Here is a 19,160-nt window from a genome sequence, read left to right as displayed (position 1 = left end):
TTTTATAGATAAAAAAGGAGATAGTATAGAAAATAATAAAATAAAAGGTTATAAATCTACCCTCACCACCCCTCACCCTTGACCCATATCTTATAATAAAAAGATAACGGGGAATCTTAAAAACTCAATCGTCTTTTTCAAATTTACCACAACGTTTTCAGAATACTCCATTATTTTATTCAAAACTGTGCGGGAATGAATCAATTTTTAGGGATGTGATTGCCCTGAATCAAATCCCCCCAATCCCCAAGAATTACAACTGAGCCCAGAACTCTTGATACTTATAAATTCATATAGTTGGTGTCAAAAGGCAATGGTGTCAAGTACGCCTGACAATGGAAATGAAGGCAACGGAGAAGGTGGAAATGAAGGCGGTGGTGAAGCACCGGATCCGGCAGCATAAGAAACGGTATTAATATGTAAAAAATCGGGCTTGACATTGTTCAAGCCCGATTTTTTCTATTATCTAAAATACTACTTTCGATCAGTTAACACCTTTATCGAATCCCGTTTTATAATATTAGGTTTCAAAAGAATCTCCGAATGTAGTTCAGTTTCTTCCAAAATCTTCTGCATCAACATTTTTACAGCAATAATGCCAATATTCTCCAGTGATTGTGCAATACGAGTTATAGGAGGGTTCAAATAGTCCAAATATAAGTTATCATCAAACGAAATGATAGACATATCTTGAGGAATTCTTACTTTATGCTCATTCAATGCCTTGACTGCCCCCAAAAGAATCGTACTACTCAACGCAAATATAGCAGTAGGCTTTGTGGTAGAGTTCAGAGCCAACTTAGTCTCAATATAACCATTCTGAATCGAGAACTCATTTCCTCTTATCATTGCATTATCCTGATAACCAGCTTCGCGAAGCGCATCAAGATACCCGCGCACACGTTCCTTAGTTGTTATAGAAATATCCGGTCCCTGAATACAGAGAATCTTACTATGCCCCGATTCTAATAATAATTTCGTTGCCTGATAAGCTCCTATATAATTATCAGTAGCTACGTATGGCAAATTATGCTTCTCAAAATAGCGGTCAATCAGCACAATCGGAGTTTTAGTACTAATTTCCTCCAGTTTAGAAGGATTCTCACCGGTTGGAACCAAAATAATTCCGTCTATCTTACGTGACAGAAGTGAATCGATAGCTTTATTTTCCTGAACAGGATCTTCCAGGGTATCGATAAGCATAACAGTATAATTATAACGTTGTGCTTCACGGATGACAACACTTGCTATATTGGCAAAAAAGGGATTATCTATGTGCGGTACAAGAAGGCCTATAGTATATGTCGTGTTGTTGCGCAAACTTTGCGCAACTATATCAGGCTGATAGTCCAGTTCTTTAACGGACTGCAAAATAACCTCCTTAGCCGACTGGCTTATTCTATACTTCTCCGATTTTCCATTTAACACCCTGGAAATCGTAGAGATAGAGTACCCCGTTTTCTTTGATACATCAATCAGAGTTTTTTTCATTACTGGTTGTTTTTTGCAAAAATAACATTTTATTTGAGAAAAAAGCAAGAAAAATATTTTGTTTTGAAAAAAATTTCTATATTTGCGCAAACGATTGCGCATCGTTTATGATTCAATTCGCCTTAATACTTAATACTCATTATATGGACACAAAGAAGAAAATCGTAGTGATAGGTAGTAGTAATACGGACATGGTTATTAAATCAGACCGTCTACCCAAACCCGGAGAAACAATTCTGGGAGGAAACTTCTTAATGAATCATGGCGGCAAAGGAGCTAACCAAGCCGTAGCTGCTGCAAGACTAGGAGGAGATGTCACTTTCATATGCAAAATAGGGAATGACATTTTCGGAGATGAAACCTTGGAAATGTTTCACAAAGAAAAAATCGACACTACTTATGTAGGAATTACCTCGCAGGAACCGTCAGGAATAGCTCTTATCAATGTCGACAAAAAAGGGGAGAACTGTATTGTTGTTGCTTCCGGAGCCAACGGGACTTTATCTATTGATGACATACAAAATGCAGAACCCGCCATTAAACAGGCATCCATCGTCATCATGCAGCTTGAGACTCCAATCGAGAGCGTCACTTACGCAGCCAAAATGGCGAAAAAAGATGGAATTACCGTTATATTAAACCCTGCACCTGCCCCTACCCAACAACTGCCTGACGATTTATTAGCCAATGTCGACATTCTTATTCCGAATGTCACAGAGGCTGAAATCATCTCGGGAATGCACATTACAGATGATGAATCGGCAAAAGAAGCGATTCGTTATATTAGTTCGAAAGGCATAAAAACTGTCATTATTACGATGGGGGCCAAAGGAGCTCTCGCTTATGAAAATGATGAGTTTATTCACATCCCAGCCTTCAAAGTAAAAGCAATAGACACAACTGCTGCCGGAGATACATTCTGTGGCGGACTGTGCGTAGCTCTGTCTGAAGGCAAGAATCTAAAAGATGCAATTATATTTGCAAGTAAAGCCTCTTCTATTTCTGTCACCAGAATGGGAGCACAAGTATCTATACCTTTGAGAAAAGAAATACAATAATCATCCTTAATTCTGTTATTATGATAAAACAATGTTCAATCCACGGTCTATTGACAAGTATGTTGTTAATAGTATTTTCTTTGATGAGCAATGATGCTATTGCCCAGAAGGCAATAAGAGGTACAGTCCTCGATGAAGCAAATGACCCCATTATCGGCGCCAGTGTCCTTGTTAAAGGCACAACAAATGGTTCTATTACAGGAGTTGACGGAACCTTCAATGTAAAAGCTAATCCTTCTGATGTACTGGTTATATCTTATGTAGGTTATGCAACTGTTGAACAGCAAGTAGGAAATCAGACACAGCTTGTAATACACCTCCGCGAAGACTCGAAAGTGCTTAATGACGTTGTAGTAATCGGCTACGGCTCTACCACTAAGAAAGAGCTTACAGGATCGGTTACCAGCATGAAGAAAGATGATCTCAATCCCGGAACATTCACCAATGCCATGGGAATGCTGCAAGGAAAAGTGGCAGGATTACAAATTATCAATCCGAACGGTGCTGATCCGACAGCCAAATACGAAGTATTACTTCGCGGAACAAACACGCTTTCCGCAGGTCAGGGTCCATTAATTATTATTGATGGAGTGGCAGGCGCAGATATCAGAAATATCAATTTTCAGGAAGTGGAATCAATTGACGTATTAAAAGATGGTTCGGCAGCTGCTATTTATGGAACAAGAGGTACGAATGGAGTAATCATCGTCACAACTAAACGTGCAAGAAGTGGCAAAACGGAAGTTTCTTATGATGGACAACTCACCGTGGGAGTCGTTTCACGCAGAGCAAAACCTTTATCGGCAAGTGAATACAAATCTGTTATCAAGGAGTATCGCCCAGAATTGGAAAGTTATATTTTTGACAGTGATACCGATTGGTTTAAAGAAATTACACAAACTCCGTTTAGTCATAAGCACAACTTGTCTATATCCGGAGGTTCCGAGAAGTTCTCACATCACACATCTTTCAATTATGAAAAGAGCGATGGCTTGCAAAAGCATAATAGCTCCGAAAAGCTAATGGCACGTACCAATATTCGCCAGTCATTATTAGACAAATGGGTCGATTTGGATTATAACCTGAATATCATTCATCGCAAATACAGCCCCTCCTCTACAAGTGCTTTTATGCAAGCATTTACCCATAATCCAACAGAGCCTGTTTATGACGACAGCGATCCGGACGCCGGAGGATATAGTCGTATCAAAGCAATGGAATATTACAATCCGGTAGCGATCATTAACGAAAGGAACATGGAGAGTAAGAATGATAATTATGGTGCAAATATCCGCGCTACTCTAAACATATTGCCTATAAAAGGGTTAAAATGGGAAAACTTCGTTTCATACGACAAGGAACAATACGAGACACGTGAATACTACACACATTATTATCCAAGCTTAATAGGAACAAATGGGCAAGCCTATATTGAAAACTATCAGGAAAATGATACACAGTATGAGTCTACTTTAAATTACTCAAATATTTTCGGAAAACATTCTATTCAGGCATTACTCGGATATACATACCAATATACTTATAGCACATCTGCATCCATGACTAATTCCGGTTTCGACTTCGATGACAACCAGACTCATAACATCGGAACAGGAACGAATCTAACTGAAGGCAAAGCCAGCATGTCGTCCAACAAAGAAGATAATACATATATCGGATTCTTCGGACGTTTCATGTACAACTACGATGATAAGTATCTTCTGTCTGCTTCTCTACGCCGTGATGGTTCCAGCCGTTTCGGTGACAATAATAAGTGGGGATGGTTCCCGGCTGTCAGTGTAGGTTGGCGTATAAATAAAGAAAAATTTCTCTCGGATGTCAAATGGATCGATGATTTAAAATTGAGAGCCGGATACGGAGTTACCGGTAACCAGGATTTCTCAAACTACAAATCTTTGATGATGATGACTACAGCCGGCAAATTCTATTACAATGGTCAATGGATCAATACTTATCAACCTGCAAGTAATGCAAATCCGGATTTAAAATGGGAGAAAAAAGCAGAATTCAATGTTGGTGTTGATATGACAATGTTTAACAACCGCCTCTCATTCACTTTCGATTATTACAAACGGACTACATCAAACTTGTTGTATGACTACATCGTGCCGACGCCTCCTTATGTATATAATACTTTGTTTACGAATGTTGGGAAAGTTACTAATGAAGGAGTTGAATTAACAATATCCGGCACCCCTTTTAACACTAGGGACTTTACATGGAATACCTCACTTACCGTTTCGCACAATAAAAACAAATTGGTAAAATTCACCAACGATGAATTCACTAACGGAACATACAAAGTGGGATGGTCTACAAGTGCAGCCTGCTACACTCAACGTCTGATAGAAGGACAGTCATTGGGTACTTTCTATGGTCCTATATGGTTAGGGACTGATACAGATGGAAAAGATGTACTGCTAGGACAGAATGCGGAAGGTTCCGTACCGGAAGAACAATGGGAAAAGATTGGCTGTGCTTATCCGGATGCCACTCTTAGCTGGAGTAATACCTTCAGATATAAGAAATTCGACTTGAGTTTCTCACTGCGTGCATCTATCGGTGGAGAAATTCTGAACAACTACGCGATGGAATATGAAAATTTAAGCAGCATCGGACTTAGAAATATCTCATCAAACTGGTTATCTCAAACGAATTTCACAAGTACGACCTATAAATATTCTTCCAAATATATAGAGGACGCTTCTTATTTAAAACTAGATAATGTTACCTTTGGATATACTTGGGATTTCACATCTAAAATGATAAAAAGACTAAGATTATCTCTTACTGCACAGAATGTATTCTGCATCACTGGTTATTCTGGTGTCGACCCAGAAGTTGCCCTTTCCGGACTGGAACCCGGTATGGAAAGTTTGAGCTATTATCCGCGTACAACAGAGTTTACTTTTGGAGTTAATATAGTATTCTAAAAAAATAAGATTACCATGAAAAAGACAAATATAATATTAAGTTTCGTTATCTGTATATTATCATACGGATGTACCGATCTTAGCGAAACTGTTTACACAGGAGTAGCGATGAATGACTTCTTTAAAAATGAGAAGGAACTGGTAGCCAATGCAGGTAGGGCATATACGAAATTACAAGGATACAATTCTGAACAAAGTTTATGGACACTGCTTTTACAAGCTTCTGATGAATGTGCCGTTCCTGCTAGTGGTGGTTCCTGGTACAGCAATGGACGTTATGAAGAAATCCAAACGAATAAAATTCCACCTGCAAATAAATTATTGACAAAGGGCTGGAACTGGATATTTAATGGTATTGCTGCATGTAATGAAATTATTTACGAAACGGAACTATCACCTATCCAGTTTGAAGGAAAAGAGAAGATTATAGCTGAAATGAAAATATTACGTGCTTTCTACTATTATCAAGCCATTTCTTGTTGGGGAAACGTACCTTTCACAACTGACTACACGGAAACTGGATACCCGGAACAAAAAAGTCGTGAATATATTTTCAACTATCTGGAAAAAGAAATTAATGACAATATCGAGTTCCTGGACAGGGAGCCTTCAGATACTAATTATGGACGAGCCACACAAGCTGCCGCTTATTGCATTCTTGCGAAAATGTATCTGAATGCAGAAGCATGGTTTGGTACTCCAATGTATGACAAAGCAGAGAAAGCCTGTAAAGACATTATGGATATAAACGCTTACAGCATTGAAGATTCCTATTCTACTAACTTTGACATTAAGAATGAAGACTCCAAAGAAAATATCTTTGTGATCCTTTATGACAGAGTATATACTAGCGGTGACAGTAACTCATTCTATTTACATACGCTGACACTGGAAGCTGCATCACAAGCCACATTTAATATTCCGGCAGCCCCATGGTCAGGTTTTCTCTGCCAACCGGACTTTTTCCAAACATACGATGAACAAGATATTCGCAGAAGCCAAAGTTGGTTATACGGCCCTCAAGTAGACTTAAGCGGAAAAGATCTTGGTTTTGAATATACCCCAATCTTCCCCGAAGAAAAATATTACAATAGCAACGGTGGACGTAGTACATACGACGGTGCACGCTGCTGGAAATGGCATTATCAGACTGATGGCTCTTTAAAAGAATATACAGTCAGTATGGACAACGACTTTGCCATCTTCCGCTATGCCGATGTTGTATTAATGTACGTAGAGGCTTTGGTACGACAAAACAGAACAAGTGAAGCTGTCCAACTGGCAGACTTCAAGAAGATTCGTACAAGAGCTGGTCTTAACGCATATACTACAAGCGAGCTAACGATTGATGAACTTTATGCAGAACGAGGCAGGGAACTGGCATGGGAAGGATGGCGCCATGAAGATATGATACGTTTCGGAAAATATCTGAAAAAATATTGGGCACACCCTGACCAAAGTTCAGAAACTTTTAGAAATGTATTTCCAATTCCTACGGATATTTTAAATGCAAATCCAAAATTATCTCAAAACAAAGATTATTAACCACAACACCCTGATAAATATGAAAAAACCAATCATCTTTTTACTTGTTTTAATTACCAACATCTTATTTATCTCTGCACAAAAAATTTCAAAGACAGAGCTAAAAGACAAAATAGCCGGAGCTTGGATCGGGCAAATGGTAGGAAACATATATGGACTTCCTTTTGAGAACAAGTTTGTAGATGAACCTGCCCCGGAATCCAGATTTCCATTCGGTTACACTAAGAACATAGATAAATTGCAAAAGTATAACGGTGCATTCTCTGATGACGATACTGATGTTGAGTATATTTATTTACTATTAATGGAGAAATATGGTGTAGAGCCTACTTATGCCAATATGCGCGAGGGATGGATGTATCATATCCGTGACCGTGTATGGTTGGCCAATAGGGCTGCACTCGGATTAATGCATCTTGGATTCACCCCTCCGTTCACCGGTGACGAAAATCTGAATCCCCACTGGTATCAAATCGACCCTCAATTAATCAATGAGATATGGGCGTATACAGCACCGGGAATGATTTCATACGCTGCAGGAAAAAGTGACTGGGCGGCCCGTATCACAAGTGATTCGTGGGCGGTATCTCCCACTGTCCTATATGGTGCAATGTACGCTGACGCTTTTTTCTGCAAGGATATCCGCAAGCTCATTACACGCGCTTTAAAAGAGCTGCCAGCTGATGACAGATATGCAATAGCTGTAAAAGAGATGATTGCTTTATATGACAAATATCCCAAAGATTGGGTAAAAGCACGTCAAATCATGGCTAAAAAATATTACATAGATGAACCGGCCATGACAAAAACAATCTGGAATGCTAATCTGAACGGACTATGCGGAATTTTGGCCATGCTGTACGGTGAAGGAGATTTTCAACGGACACTGGATTTAAGTTGTGCAATGGGATTTGACTGCGATAATCAGGCAGCCACCATCTCCGGACTTCTAGGAGTAATGTATGGCGCAAAGTCACTCCCCGAAAGTTTGACCAAACCTATCGAAGGCTGGGAAAAACCCTTCAACGACCGATATATCAATATCACCAGGTTTGATATGCCCGATGCTTCCATTGAAGATATGATTGAACGTACTTACAACAAAGCAATCGAACTGGTTTGTGCCAAAGGAGGAAAAGTGAAAGGTGATATGGTATATGTCAACCCCAAAGCACAATTCATTCCCCCTATGGAATTCTGTATCGGCCCGAATCCGGACTTGGAAATCGGACAGCCGACCGATTACTCATTTGCCTGCAGAACAAATGCAGATTTCAAATGGGAATTGGTAAAAGGTAAACTTCCGGCAGGAGTTACATTCCAAAACGGTAAACTGGCAGGAACTCCTACAGAAGCCGGAAAATATCCGATTACCCTACAATTAAGCGCAAATAACAGGAACTCAATTACTAAAAACTTTGAGTTATTGGTTAAAACCAAAAATATAGCCTCCCAAGCTGACACCATTTACGCCAATATCCGCAAACTGAACGAAGAAGTACTCGATTCTTGCTGGATTACCTTTGGAAAACCGATGTACGCAACAAATGTAGAAGTGATTAATGACGGAATCAAAGATGGCGTGGGATCTGTGTTTTATTCATTAGCGGCCAAAAGTAATCTACCTAAAATAGACTATTTCGGATACGGTTGGAAAGAAGAGCATAACATCAATATGCTTGTTTTAGATATGGGCTGCCTGGAGGAATTCGGAGGATGGTTTACCTCTCTAAACATTCAGTATCTTGGAAATGACGGACATTGGTATGATGTAGGCAAATTCAAATCAACTCCGGCACTTCCCGAAACCGATATTGTATTTTTCCAACCTCCTTTTGCACAATATGTTTTGGAATTTCCAGCAGTAAAAACCAAGGGAATACGCATACTAATGGATGCAAAAGTACAGGAACACTGGCATAAATACACAAAGAATGTATCATCATTCATCTCTATCACCGAGTTGGGAGTTTACGAGAAATAAAGGAGAAGAAAAATGAGGAAAATAATTACGATATGTATCATAGGGCTTTTTGCTCTCAACATACAAGCCCAGCCTGTAACAACCCTAAAGTTATCTGATAAAGAACTTTTAGATAAGATTAAAGGAGGATGGGCTGGACAAACCATTGGTGTCGTTTTCGGAGCACCTACAGAATTTAAGTTCACAGGAACTTATATTCAAGATTACCAGCCGATCCCCTGGGCGGAAGGTTACGTAAAATATTGGTGGGAAAAGAAACCCGGATTGTTCGATGATATTTATAACGATTGCACGTTTGTTGAGGCATTTAACGAACTTGGGCTGGATTGTTCACAGGAAGAACTTGCCAAAAGATTTGCATTCGCTGATTATCATTTGGCTCATGCTAACCAAGCAGGTAGATATAATATCCGCCAAGGCATCATGCCACCGGCTTCCGGCCATTGGTTGAATAACCCACATGCAGACGATCTGGATTTCCAAATCGAGGCAGACTTCATAGGCCTGATGGCTCCGGCAATGCTGCCGGAGGCATTGGATATCGCCTCAAGAGTAGGTCATATTATGAACAGCGGTGACGGTTTTTATGGTGGCGCTTTCGTAGCTGCTCTTTATAGCTCCGCTTTCTATGAAAAGAGTCCTGAAGCGATTCTAAAAACCGCAATCTCCATTATACCTGAAGAAAGCACATTCCATCAATGTATTCAGGATGTAATCAACTTCCACTCTTTGCACCCGGACAACTGGAAAGATTGCTGGTACTTCCTGCAAGAAAAATGGAACTGTGACGTAGGATGTCCGAAAGGTGTATTTCTAAACTTTAACATTGATGCCAAACTCAATTCCGCTTTCGTGGCATTGGCCATGCTCTACGGTAAAGGAGACTTCACCAACTCTGTCGATATTGCAGCACGCTGCGGACAAGACTCTGACTGTAATCCATCTACAGTCGGCGGTGTACTTGGAGTTATGTACGGATATGATAAAATCCCTTCATTCTGGCTAAACCCTTTGAAAGAAGTAGAAGACTTTACATTTGAAGGAACAGATATGTCACTGACAAAAGCCTACCAAATGAGTTTCGATCAAGCCAAACAGCTCATAGTCAAAACTGGTGGGAAAGTATCCGGCGAGGAAATAGAAATTCCGATCAAAAAGGCGGACGTACTTCCTTTAGAACAAAATTTCGAAAATACCTATCCACTTTATAGAGAACGCAAAGACTGCTTCCTGACAGATACGTTCGAATTTGATTTCAATGGTAACGGATTTGTTATCTGGGGTAACATTTGCTGCACAAGAAGTATTACTCCCGATTATATCAATCGTGTATCTACACGCCACATCGGTTCCGAAGTCTTCGGATTGGCAGAACCCAATGACCCTTACGTTGCTAAAGTGGAAATATGGATTGACGGAGAGCTGGACCATGTAGCAGTTTTACCCATGAGAAATACAGACCGCAAAGTAGAACCAGCCTGGAAATACCTCATGAAGGAAGGAAGACACCACGTTAAAATGAAGTGGCTGAACCGCAAAAAAGATTACATTATTCGCATCAACGACATAATGTATTATTCTGAGAAAAAAGAACATGATAGATTTTACTTTAATAAATAAGTTAAGATGAAAAAGGTCCTGATTAACATCATTCTACTATTTACCTTTTCCATATCGGGAACGGCACAAATAGAATATGGAAAAACAGTTGAAATAAGTAAAGAGGTACTGCTCGACAAAATTAAAGGAGGTTGGGCCGGACAAACCATAGGATGCACCTATGGCGGTCCTACAGAATTTAAATACAGAGGAGCAATCATTCATGAGAAAACTCCAATAATCTGGTATGACGACTATTGCAAAGACATCTTTGCAGAAGATCCGGGATTGTATGATGATGTATATATGGATCTTACCTTTCTGGAAGTAATGCAAAAAGAAGGAATAAATGCTCCTGCCGAATCATTTGCCAAAGCCTTTGCAAACGCAGATTACAAATTATGGCATGCCAATCAAGCAGCCAGATATAACATATTACACGGTATTATGCCGCCGGCATCCGGACATTGGAAAAATAATCCGCACGCTGACGATATTGATTTCCAGATTGAAGCAGACTTCATTGGAATGATATGTCCGGGGATGGTAAATACCGCATCCGATTTTTCCGACAAGATAGGACATATCATGAACTACGGCGACGGATGGTATGGAGGTGTATACATGGGAGCAATGTATGCATTGGCTTATGTAAATAACGACATTTATACAATTGTCACGGAAGCTCTTAAAACAATACCCGAACAAAGTAAATTTCACCGTTGCATCACAGACGTGATTAAATATTGGAAACAATATCCCGATGACTGGCGTAAATGCTGGCTGGAAATAGAAAACCGTCATGCTTTTGAGATTGGCTGCCCGGAAGGGGTATTCAATGCATTTAACATTGACGCCACTATCAATGCGGCTTACTGTGTTATGGGACTTTTGTATGGCAACGGCGACTTTTTCAAAACAATGGATATAGCCACTCGCTGCGGACAAGATTCCGACTGTAACCCGGCAACTGCCGCAGGAATTCTTGGAGTGATACAAGGATACAAGGCTATCCCCGAATATTGGAAACCGGCACTCGAAAGATGTGAAAATATTAAGTTCCCCTACACAGACATCTCCTTAAGTTCTGTATACGACATTAATCTCAAACTATTGAGTGACGTATTAAAAGCAAACGGAGGAAAAATAAAAGGAGATAAATACTATACCACGATTCAGAAGCCAAAAACCGTAGCATGGGAAGTTTCTTTTGAAGGCTTATATCCTTCTGAAAGAAGAGTTATCAAATATGATCTCGGTACAGAAAAAACATTTGAGTTCAATGGCAAGGGAGTTGTTTTAATGGGGCTGATCAGACAAGATGTTAAAGATAGTAATGACAATTACATCGCCATCCTGGAAGCCTACATTGACGGCAAGAAAGTAGAAACCATAGAAATGCCTTATGACTATATAAAAAGAAAGTATGACATTTTCTATAATTATGGTTTAGAGGAAGGACCTCACAAACTGGTTATTAAATGGATTAATCCAAATGAAAAATATGCCGTTCAATGTAAAGACATGGTGGTTTATTCATCCATACCGGCAGAACCAATCAATCCTTATAAATAAAAGAGAAAAGCCATGAATAGAAAACTACTCCTACTATTTGCCTTATTATTAATTTTCTACGGATTGTCATCATGTTCGTCTGATGATAACAGTCCGTCCGAAGATGGACAGACCGAGACCCCGGAACTGTTTACCAAACGCTATAATCCCGATCAAAGTTTTTACAGCAAACTATTAGGACAAGAAATCAAATATTCCGTATTATTGCCTCAAGAATATCTATCGGAAAATACGGGTAAATATGGAGTAGTTTTCCTTTTACATGGCTGGGGTGGGAATCAAAATTCATGGGGACCTTCAGGTCTGAATATTCAAACCATAGCAGATGCACAAGCTAGTAATGGCAGCATTCGTCCATTGATTTACATCATGCCGGAAGGTTTCAACTCTTATTTTTGTAACCGCTATGACGGAAAGTTCAACTATATGGATATGTTCATTAATGAACTCGTACCCCTGATTGATAAGCGATTCCGAACGACAGCCAGTAAAACGGAAAGAGCCGTTGCCGGATTCTCCATGGGAGGTTTCGGAGCATTGAGTATAGCATCTCAACATCCTGAGATTTTCTCGGTATCAATAGGATTAAGTCCCTCTCTAAATACAGATGAACAATACATTTCTTTGTCACAAGACGGTTGGAATCTTCAATGGGGAAACAACTTCGGAGGAAGCGGGCAGACAGGAACAAGCAGGCTGACAAGTTATTATAAAAGCCAATGTCCGCTACACTTTTTCAAAGATAAACCAAACTCCACATTTCAAACAATACGTTACTACATAGACTGCGGTGATGATGAAGAAAGACTATATGCGGGGAATGGTGAATTACATTCTCTATTACGAGACAAGAATATCAAGCACGAATATCGTGTACGGAATGGCGCCCACACTGACAGTTATTGGCGTGAATCTATGAAAGAAGCACTGCCCTTTATCGAACGTTCTTTCAAAGGAGAGAGCTATCCGCAGGAAACTCTGAAAAAATTCACAGAGGAATTACATGCTACAAATAAAAATATAAAAGTAGGTAATTCCAATATCGAACTATGGTTACCGGATGACTATAATTCCGACCTAACCTACAAAGTGCTTTATTACAGTAAAGGAGAAGGCAATGTTAATCTTACAACAGAGAAGGTAACAGTCGCATTAGATTCTCTGTTGCAAATCAAACGTATGATAATCGCCGGCTTTGATGTAAAGGAGGTAATCCAAAATGAAATAAATTTTTCAACTATTACCAATGCAGTGGAGAAAACGATTCATACTGAAAGCAATGCAGATTTCAGATTAGGATTAGCATACGGCTCAGAAGCAGATTACTTATACAATGAATCAACAGGCAATGCCCCTGCCATCCACTATTTCTTTGCAGAAGATGCGGATATTGTCAACCTTTCTGACGAGAACAGGGCTAAAATATACTATTTGGATATAACAGACGAGGGGAGTAATTATAATAGTATGTTTACTCTGTTCAATAGATTGCGGGATGCCGAAGCTCCGGTGCAATATCGTGTAAGAAACGGACTGGATAGTGAACAGTCTGCCCAAACAGGTATTTATTCAATGAGTTATTATATTGGTGAACAGTTAATAAAGAAATGATATGAGGAAGATACTGTTATATATTATCCTATTTCTGTCAGGTATAGATGGAGCTTGGGCACTTCCCATAGAAAAAGAAAGGATGAGTATTTATAGTCCCTCTTTAAAACAAGAAGTCTCCTATTCTATCATCCTACCAGAAGGTTATGAACATTCAGATACAGAATATCCTGTCTTGTACATGTTTCATGGAATAGGGGGTGATTACACCAGTTGGCTCGAATATGGCAATGTTGCCCGTGTAATGGACAAAATGATAAAAAAAGGAGAGATTAAACCTTTCATTATGGTTATTCCTGACGGCTACTTGTCTTATTACAGTGACACCTATGATGGCAGTTTCCTTTATGAGACTTTCTTTATTAAAGAACTGGTTCCATATATTGACAACAACTATCGCACCCGCAAGAATGTTAGTGCACGTTCAATCATTGGTTTCTCGATGGGAGGATTCGGAGCATTGTCCGTTAGCCTGCGCAACCGTGACTTATTCGGTTCTGTCGTTGCGTTATCGCCATCTATCCGTACAGAAAAACAATATCTAATAGAAGAACCACAAACAGGATGGGACAATCAATGGGGACGGATTTTCGGAGGAGTAGGAAAGAATGGCAGCCAGCGCCTAACCAGTTACTATAAGCAACATTCACCGTATCACCTTCTTTCTACCCTCCGCAATTCCGATCTAAAAGAATTTGGCATCATGTTGGATATTGGAGATAAAGAAGGTACTTTATGCGAAAGTAACGAAGAACTGCACCGATTATTACTGGAAAGACAAATACCTCATGAATGGGAAGTACGCTCAGGAGGACATGATTTTACCTGTTGGAATGCAGCACTGCCGAAAGCATTCAGATTCATAAACAAATATTTCAATGGGAACCAGCCGGGAAATAATGAGAGAAGTCTTCTGAATGAGACACCGCTTATCAAAATGGCTAACGCAACGGTTTATTATCCGGAACAAGCTCAAGGAAGCACAAGAAAATATCCTATTATCTATGTACAGGGAGAAATCAACGAGCAACAACAAAAGACTCTCGTCGATCAGTTTCATCAAATGGTAGATGACAATAAAACATGGCCGGCTGTTCTTTGTTTCGTTAAAACCAACACAGACCTGTCAGAAACAATTGCTGATATAGAGAAGCAACGCTCCGGAATCAGGGGTTCCCAACGTATGCGGGCTTTAATCACTTTAGGAGATAACATCAAAAAAAGCATAGAAGCCATTCAGAGAGAGAATTTATTCACCGGTATAGTCTGCGTAAATGCCATCGCTAATGAAAATGATGCTCAAAATTTCAAAGAAGCAATCAACTCTCATAAAAGATATCCCAGATGTTGGATAGAAGTATTGCCGGAATCAAAAGGATATAACTTTAACAGTAGCATTCACATCCTTTTGAAGGAATCGGACCTGGAACATGAGTTCCGGTCAAGAAAATGTAAAGAAGCCAATGTTTTCACTTATTGGGAAGATTGGATTATATATTTAAATAACAGAATTCATGTTTAACAATTAAATACTAATAGTATGTTCACAGTAAACAGTTATTTATTGGCAGTTATATTCTGCATCGTAACCATGATTTGTTGGGGTTCCTGGGGTAATACCCAAAAACTAGTTTCCAAAAATTGGCGTTATGAACTTTTTTATTGGGATTATGTGATTGGAATGGTTTTGTTCACCATCTTACTAGGCTTCACAATGGGTAGTCATGGAGATACCGGACGTTCATTTCTGGAAGATCTGGGACAAGCATCAGGAGACAGCATTGGCTGGGTTATCTTGGGTGGCGTAATATTTAATGCTTCAAACATTCTTCTTTCAGCATCTATTTCCCTGGCTGGTATGTCTGTAGCTTTTCCTTTAGGGGTTGGCATTGCATTGGTATTAGGGGTCATTGTCAATTATCTGGGAATTCCAACCGGTAATCCTTTGCTTTTATTTGGCGGTGTAGCTCTCATTGTTATTGCTATCATTTGTAATGGAGTGGCCTCCGGAAAAATGCAAAAGGGAGAAGAAAGCAGGAAAAACAACAAAAAGGGAATTATCATTGCATTAATCGCCGGTGTACTAATGTCCTTATTCTACAGGTTCGTAGTGAAAGGTATGGACGTAGAAAACTTCAATTCACCCGCTATAGGAATGATGACTCCTTACTCTGCAATCTTTGTTTTTTCAATAGGCGTATTACTAAGCAATTTTGTTTTCAACACATTAGTAATGAAATATCCTTTTGTTGGAGAAAAAGTCAGCTACTCCGAATACTTTAAAGGAAACACAAAAACTCACATATGCGGAATGCTTGGTGGAGCGATATGGGGACTTGGTTCTGCGTTCAGCTATATCGCATCAGGCGAAGCTGGTCCGGCGGTATCTTATGCACTAGGACAAGGCGCACCACTTATTGCCGCTATTTGGGGAGTATTTATCTGGAAAGAATTTAAAGGTTCAACGAAATCTGTTAATCAACTACTGGCCTTGATGTTTATCTTCTTCCTAGTTGGTTTGGGAATGATAGTAGTTGCCGGAAACTAATTATTAACCTTAAATAGAACAACATGAAAAAGTATTTTTACTTATTAGCTATGCTGGCAGTAGTACTAGGTACGACTGCTTGCAGTGATGACGACAATCATCCCAGTACAAACGTTTTGGATAAACCGGAAGTTACTGTTCCTGATGTAAAAGAGAGTTCTGCTGTTATTACATGGAAAGCCATAGGAAACGCAACAGCTTATATTTATAGTTTGAATAACGGTAGTGAACAAAGTACTGACCAAAATACGATTCAACTGACAGGTTTAGAGCCGGAAAAAAGTTACACATTCAAAGTAAAAGCTCAAAAAACCGGATCTATCTATTTTGAAGATTCAGATTATGCAGAAATCACTTTTACAACGACCTCTGAAGTAACAGTTTATCGAATAGCCACTTTTGCGGACGACTGGGATAAATGGTATTACGAATATAATGAAAATGGTACTGTAAAACGTGTCTACAGGCTAAATGGAGAAGAGTTGGATAGAGAATGGCTCTTTGCTTACGACGGAAATAATGTCACAGTGACAGGAAGAGACTCATATAGTATGACATTAAATAACCAAGGTTATGTTGTTACTTTTATAAGTGGTTCAGACACTTACGAATATACGTATGATAAAAACGGCTACATGACTAAAGTTGAAAAGAATGGCAATATTGCATCTAACATCACCATAGAAAATGGAAATATTACGCAATGGACCAGATTTTCAGATGGAGTAGAGCAATTCAAAGTTCAGACCTATTCTGCCGTACCTAATGTAGGCGGAGCACATTGTATCTATGCGGAAAGTAGTGGAGCCAGTCGTTGGCTGGTTGAAACAGGTCTCTTTGGAAAAGCTTCGGCTAACTGCCATACGAGCAGTGGTTGGCAACATTTATCTAGTACAGCTACTTACACATTCGAATATGACGAGAACAGTTGTATCAAAGAGGAAAGCAAAAACTATGACGGATATATAGAGAATTTCTATTATACATATTTCTCCGAGTAGCACCATCTTTTAGAAATAACTAATTTATGGAGGTGTGTCTAAAAGTCTGGCGCGCCTCCATCATTTTTTATGTTTTTTGGAAGAGATAATGCTAAATACCTTAAAAGTAAAAAATAAAAAGCCACAAAGATATGGATTCATACCTTCGCGGCCTCACCAATGTTTTGTCTATGTGCTTTTTATATCTGAATATATCAATCAGATAATCCCTCTCACTCTATCGTCAAATGCAGAAAGCGCAGCTTTCGCTCCTTCGCCCATAGAGATAATAATTTGCTTATAAGGAACCGTAGAAACATCTCCGGCTGCATAGATACCCGTCACATTCGTACGGCAATGTGCATCAATCATGATTTCGCCCGGACGGTTGGTTTCCACTATGTCGCGGAATACACTGCTATTCGCAGAAAGCCCGATCTGTACAAATACGCCATCCAACTCAACCAAACGTTCTTCTTCCGTTTTGCGGTCTTTAATGCGTAAGGCAGTCAACTTATCACCATTTCCTATCACTTCCGTAGTCTGTGAACTTACAAACACTTCCACATTCGGCAATGATTTAAGTCGATCTTGAAGTACACTGTCCGCTTTCAGTTCATCCATAAATTCAAAAACAGTCACTTTGGAGCAGATACCAGCCAAGTCAATGGCTGCCTCAACGCCGGAATTTCCTCCACCTACTACTGCTACATGCTTTCCTTTATAGAATGGGCCATCACAATGAGGACAAAAGGCAACACCACGGCCGATATACTCCGCTTCTCCCGGAACATTCAGTTTACGCCAGCTTGCACCGGTTGCAATAATCAGTGCTGGAGCTAGAAATTTCTCACCAACAGAGGTAGTGATCTGCTTTTGTTTTCCAACCACTTCTACTTTTTCCACTTTACGATGCTCCAGCAAATCCACCGGATAACGCAACAAGTGAGTTTTCAGATTATCGGCAAGTTCATTTCCTGTCGTTTCCGGAACAGAAATTAGATTTTCAATACCCACCGTTTCTTTTACCTGTCCGCCAATACGCTCGGCCACGATAGCTACACGAAGTCCTTTACGGGCAGAATAAATAGCTGCCGATACTCCTGCAGGTCCTCCACCGGCTACAATCACATCATATTCTTTCACCTCTGCATTCGCTTTGGTTTCGTCAATACCATATTGTTCTTCCAACTTGGCAAGCAATTCGCCAAATTCACCACGGCCTACATGAAGCAGCTTTCCATCGGCAAATACAGAAGGTACTCCCTGTATCTTCAATGCATCTACTTCATCCTGATAAAGCGCACCGTCTACCATTTCATGCGTAATAGCCGGATTCAAAGTGGTCATTGCATTCAGAGCCTGCACCACGTCAGGACAGTTCGTACAAGTCAACGAAACATAAGTAGTCAGATGTATCGGGCCTTTCAGTGCTTTCACACGGTTGCAAACGGCCTCATCGGGAAAGTTCTTTCCTTTGCCGTCCAGATTCAGGATAGCCAAAAGCAATGACGTGAACTCATGTCCGTTAGGAATACCCCGGAATGTGATTCCGGTACGATCACCATTCTTTAATAAAGTAAACTTCAATGCTTCTCCCTCATTCACCGAGCAAGTGATATGATCGGAACAATCCACTACATCTCCCAGCAGCTCCAATAATTCTGTTTTGTTTTCGTGGCTGGATGATACGGATATATCAAAAGTAAAGTTTGCCTCCAGCCCAGCAAAAATACCCTTTAGTTGTTCTTTTAATGCAGATTCTAACATACCTTTTTTCCTTTCATTTTTTTAAAAGAAAGGCCGGCAGCGTCT

Annotated in this window: 12 protein-coding genes; 10 read left to right on the top strand and 2 right to left on the bottom strand. The window is 39.8% G+C overall.

Features of this window, described 5'->3' with window-relative positions:
• Nucleotides 1-474: 474 nt before the first annotated feature.
• A complete protein-coding gene (locus I2I04_RS19580) occupies nt 475-1,491 on the bottom strand; it encodes a LacI family DNA-binding transcriptional regulator (protein WP_195655736.1) in 1,017 nt (338 codons plus the stop codon).
• Between the two features lie 143 nt (nt 1,492-1,634).
• Between I2I04_RS19580 and rbsK the strand changes: the two genes are divergently transcribed.
• The 10 genes from rbsK to I2I04_RS19530 are packed head-to-tail and all read left to right on the top strand — an operon-like array spanning nt 1,635 to nt 17,366.
• On the top strand, nt 1,635-2,549 hold the full coding sequence (gene rbsK, locus I2I04_RS19575; protein ID WP_195655735.1) for a ribokinase: 915 nt from the start codon (nt 1,635-1,637) through the stop codon (nt 2,547-2,549).
• Nucleotides 2,550-2,569: 20 nt separating this feature from the next.
• Nucleotides 2,570-5,503 (top strand): SusC/RagA family TonB-linked outer membrane protein, encoded by a 2,934-nt coding sequence (locus tag I2I04_RS19570; protein WP_195655734.1) that lies wholly within the window; start codon nt 2,570-2,572, stop codon nt 5,501-5,503.
• Nucleotides 5,504-5,518: 15 nt separating this feature from the next.
• The gene (locus tag I2I04_RS19565) at nt 5,519-7,048 is read left to right on the top strand and encodes a RagB/SusD family nutrient uptake outer membrane protein (RefSeq protein ID WP_195655733.1); all 1,530 of its coding nucleotides are present in this window, start codon (nt 5,519-5,521) and stop codon (nt 7,046-7,048) included.
• Between the two features lie 19 nt (nt 7,049-7,067).
• Entirely contained in the window at nt 7,068-9,032 is a 1,965-nt protein-coding gene (locus I2I04_RS19560) for an ADP-ribosylglycohydrolase family protein (RefSeq protein WP_195655732.1), read from the top strand.
• Between the two features lie 12 nt (nt 9,033-9,044).
• On the top strand, nt 9,045-10,652 hold the full coding sequence (locus I2I04_RS19555; RefSeq protein ID WP_195470721.1) for an ADP-ribosylglycohydrolase family protein: 1,608 nt from the start codon (nt 9,045-9,047) through the stop codon (nt 10,650-10,652).
• Between the two features lie 6 nt (nt 10,653-10,658).
• The gene (locus tag I2I04_RS19550) at nt 10,659-12,206 is read left to right on the top strand and encodes an ADP-ribosylglycohydrolase family protein (RefSeq protein WP_195470722.1); all 1,548 of its coding nucleotides are present in this window, start codon (nt 10,659-10,661) and stop codon (nt 12,204-12,206) included.
• 12 nt (nt 12,207-12,218) lie between these two features.
• Nucleotides 12,219-13,817, top strand: coding sequence for an alpha/beta hydrolase (locus tag I2I04_RS19545; protein ID WP_195470723.1), 1,599 nt, complete (start codon nt 12,219-12,221; stop codon nt 13,815-13,817).
• 1 nt (nt 13,818) lies between these two features.
• Nucleotides 13,819-15,339, top strand: a complete 1,521-nt coding sequence (locus I2I04_RS19540) for an alpha/beta hydrolase-fold protein (RefSeq protein WP_195655731.1) — start codon at nt 13,819-13,821, stop codon at nt 15,337-15,339.
• 18 nt (nt 15,340-15,357) lie between these two features.
• Complete coding sequence (locus I2I04_RS19535; RefSeq protein ID WP_008642584.1) at nt 15,358-16,365, top strand: GRP family sugar transporter; 1,008 nt, start codon at nt 15,358-15,360, stop codon at nt 16,363-16,365.
• A gap of 23 nt (nt 16,366-16,388) precedes the next feature.
• Entirely contained in the window at nt 16,389-17,366 is a 978-nt protein-coding gene (locus tag I2I04_RS19530; RefSeq protein WP_195655730.1) for a fibronectin type III domain-containing protein, read from the top strand.
• Between the two features lie 198 nt (nt 17,367-17,564).
• Here the strand turns inward: I2I04_RS19530 and ahpF are convergent, their stop codons facing one another.
• On the bottom strand, nt 17,565-19,115 hold the full coding sequence (gene ahpF, locus I2I04_RS19525) for an alkyl hydroperoxide reductase subunit F (protein ID WP_195655729.1): 1,551 nt from the start codon (nt 19,113-19,115) through the stop codon (nt 17,565-17,567).
• Between the last annotated feature and the right edge of the window lie 45 nt (nt 19,116-19,160).

It is taken from the genome of Bacteroides sp. 1001136B_160425_E2, from assembly GCF_015559655.1.
GTDB lineage: Bacteria > Bacteroidota > Bacteroidia > Bacteroidales > Bacteroidaceae > Bacteroides > Bacteroides luhongzhouii.
Note: the sequence above shows the minus strand (reverse complement) of the source record. Positions and strands in the feature narration are given on the sequence as shown.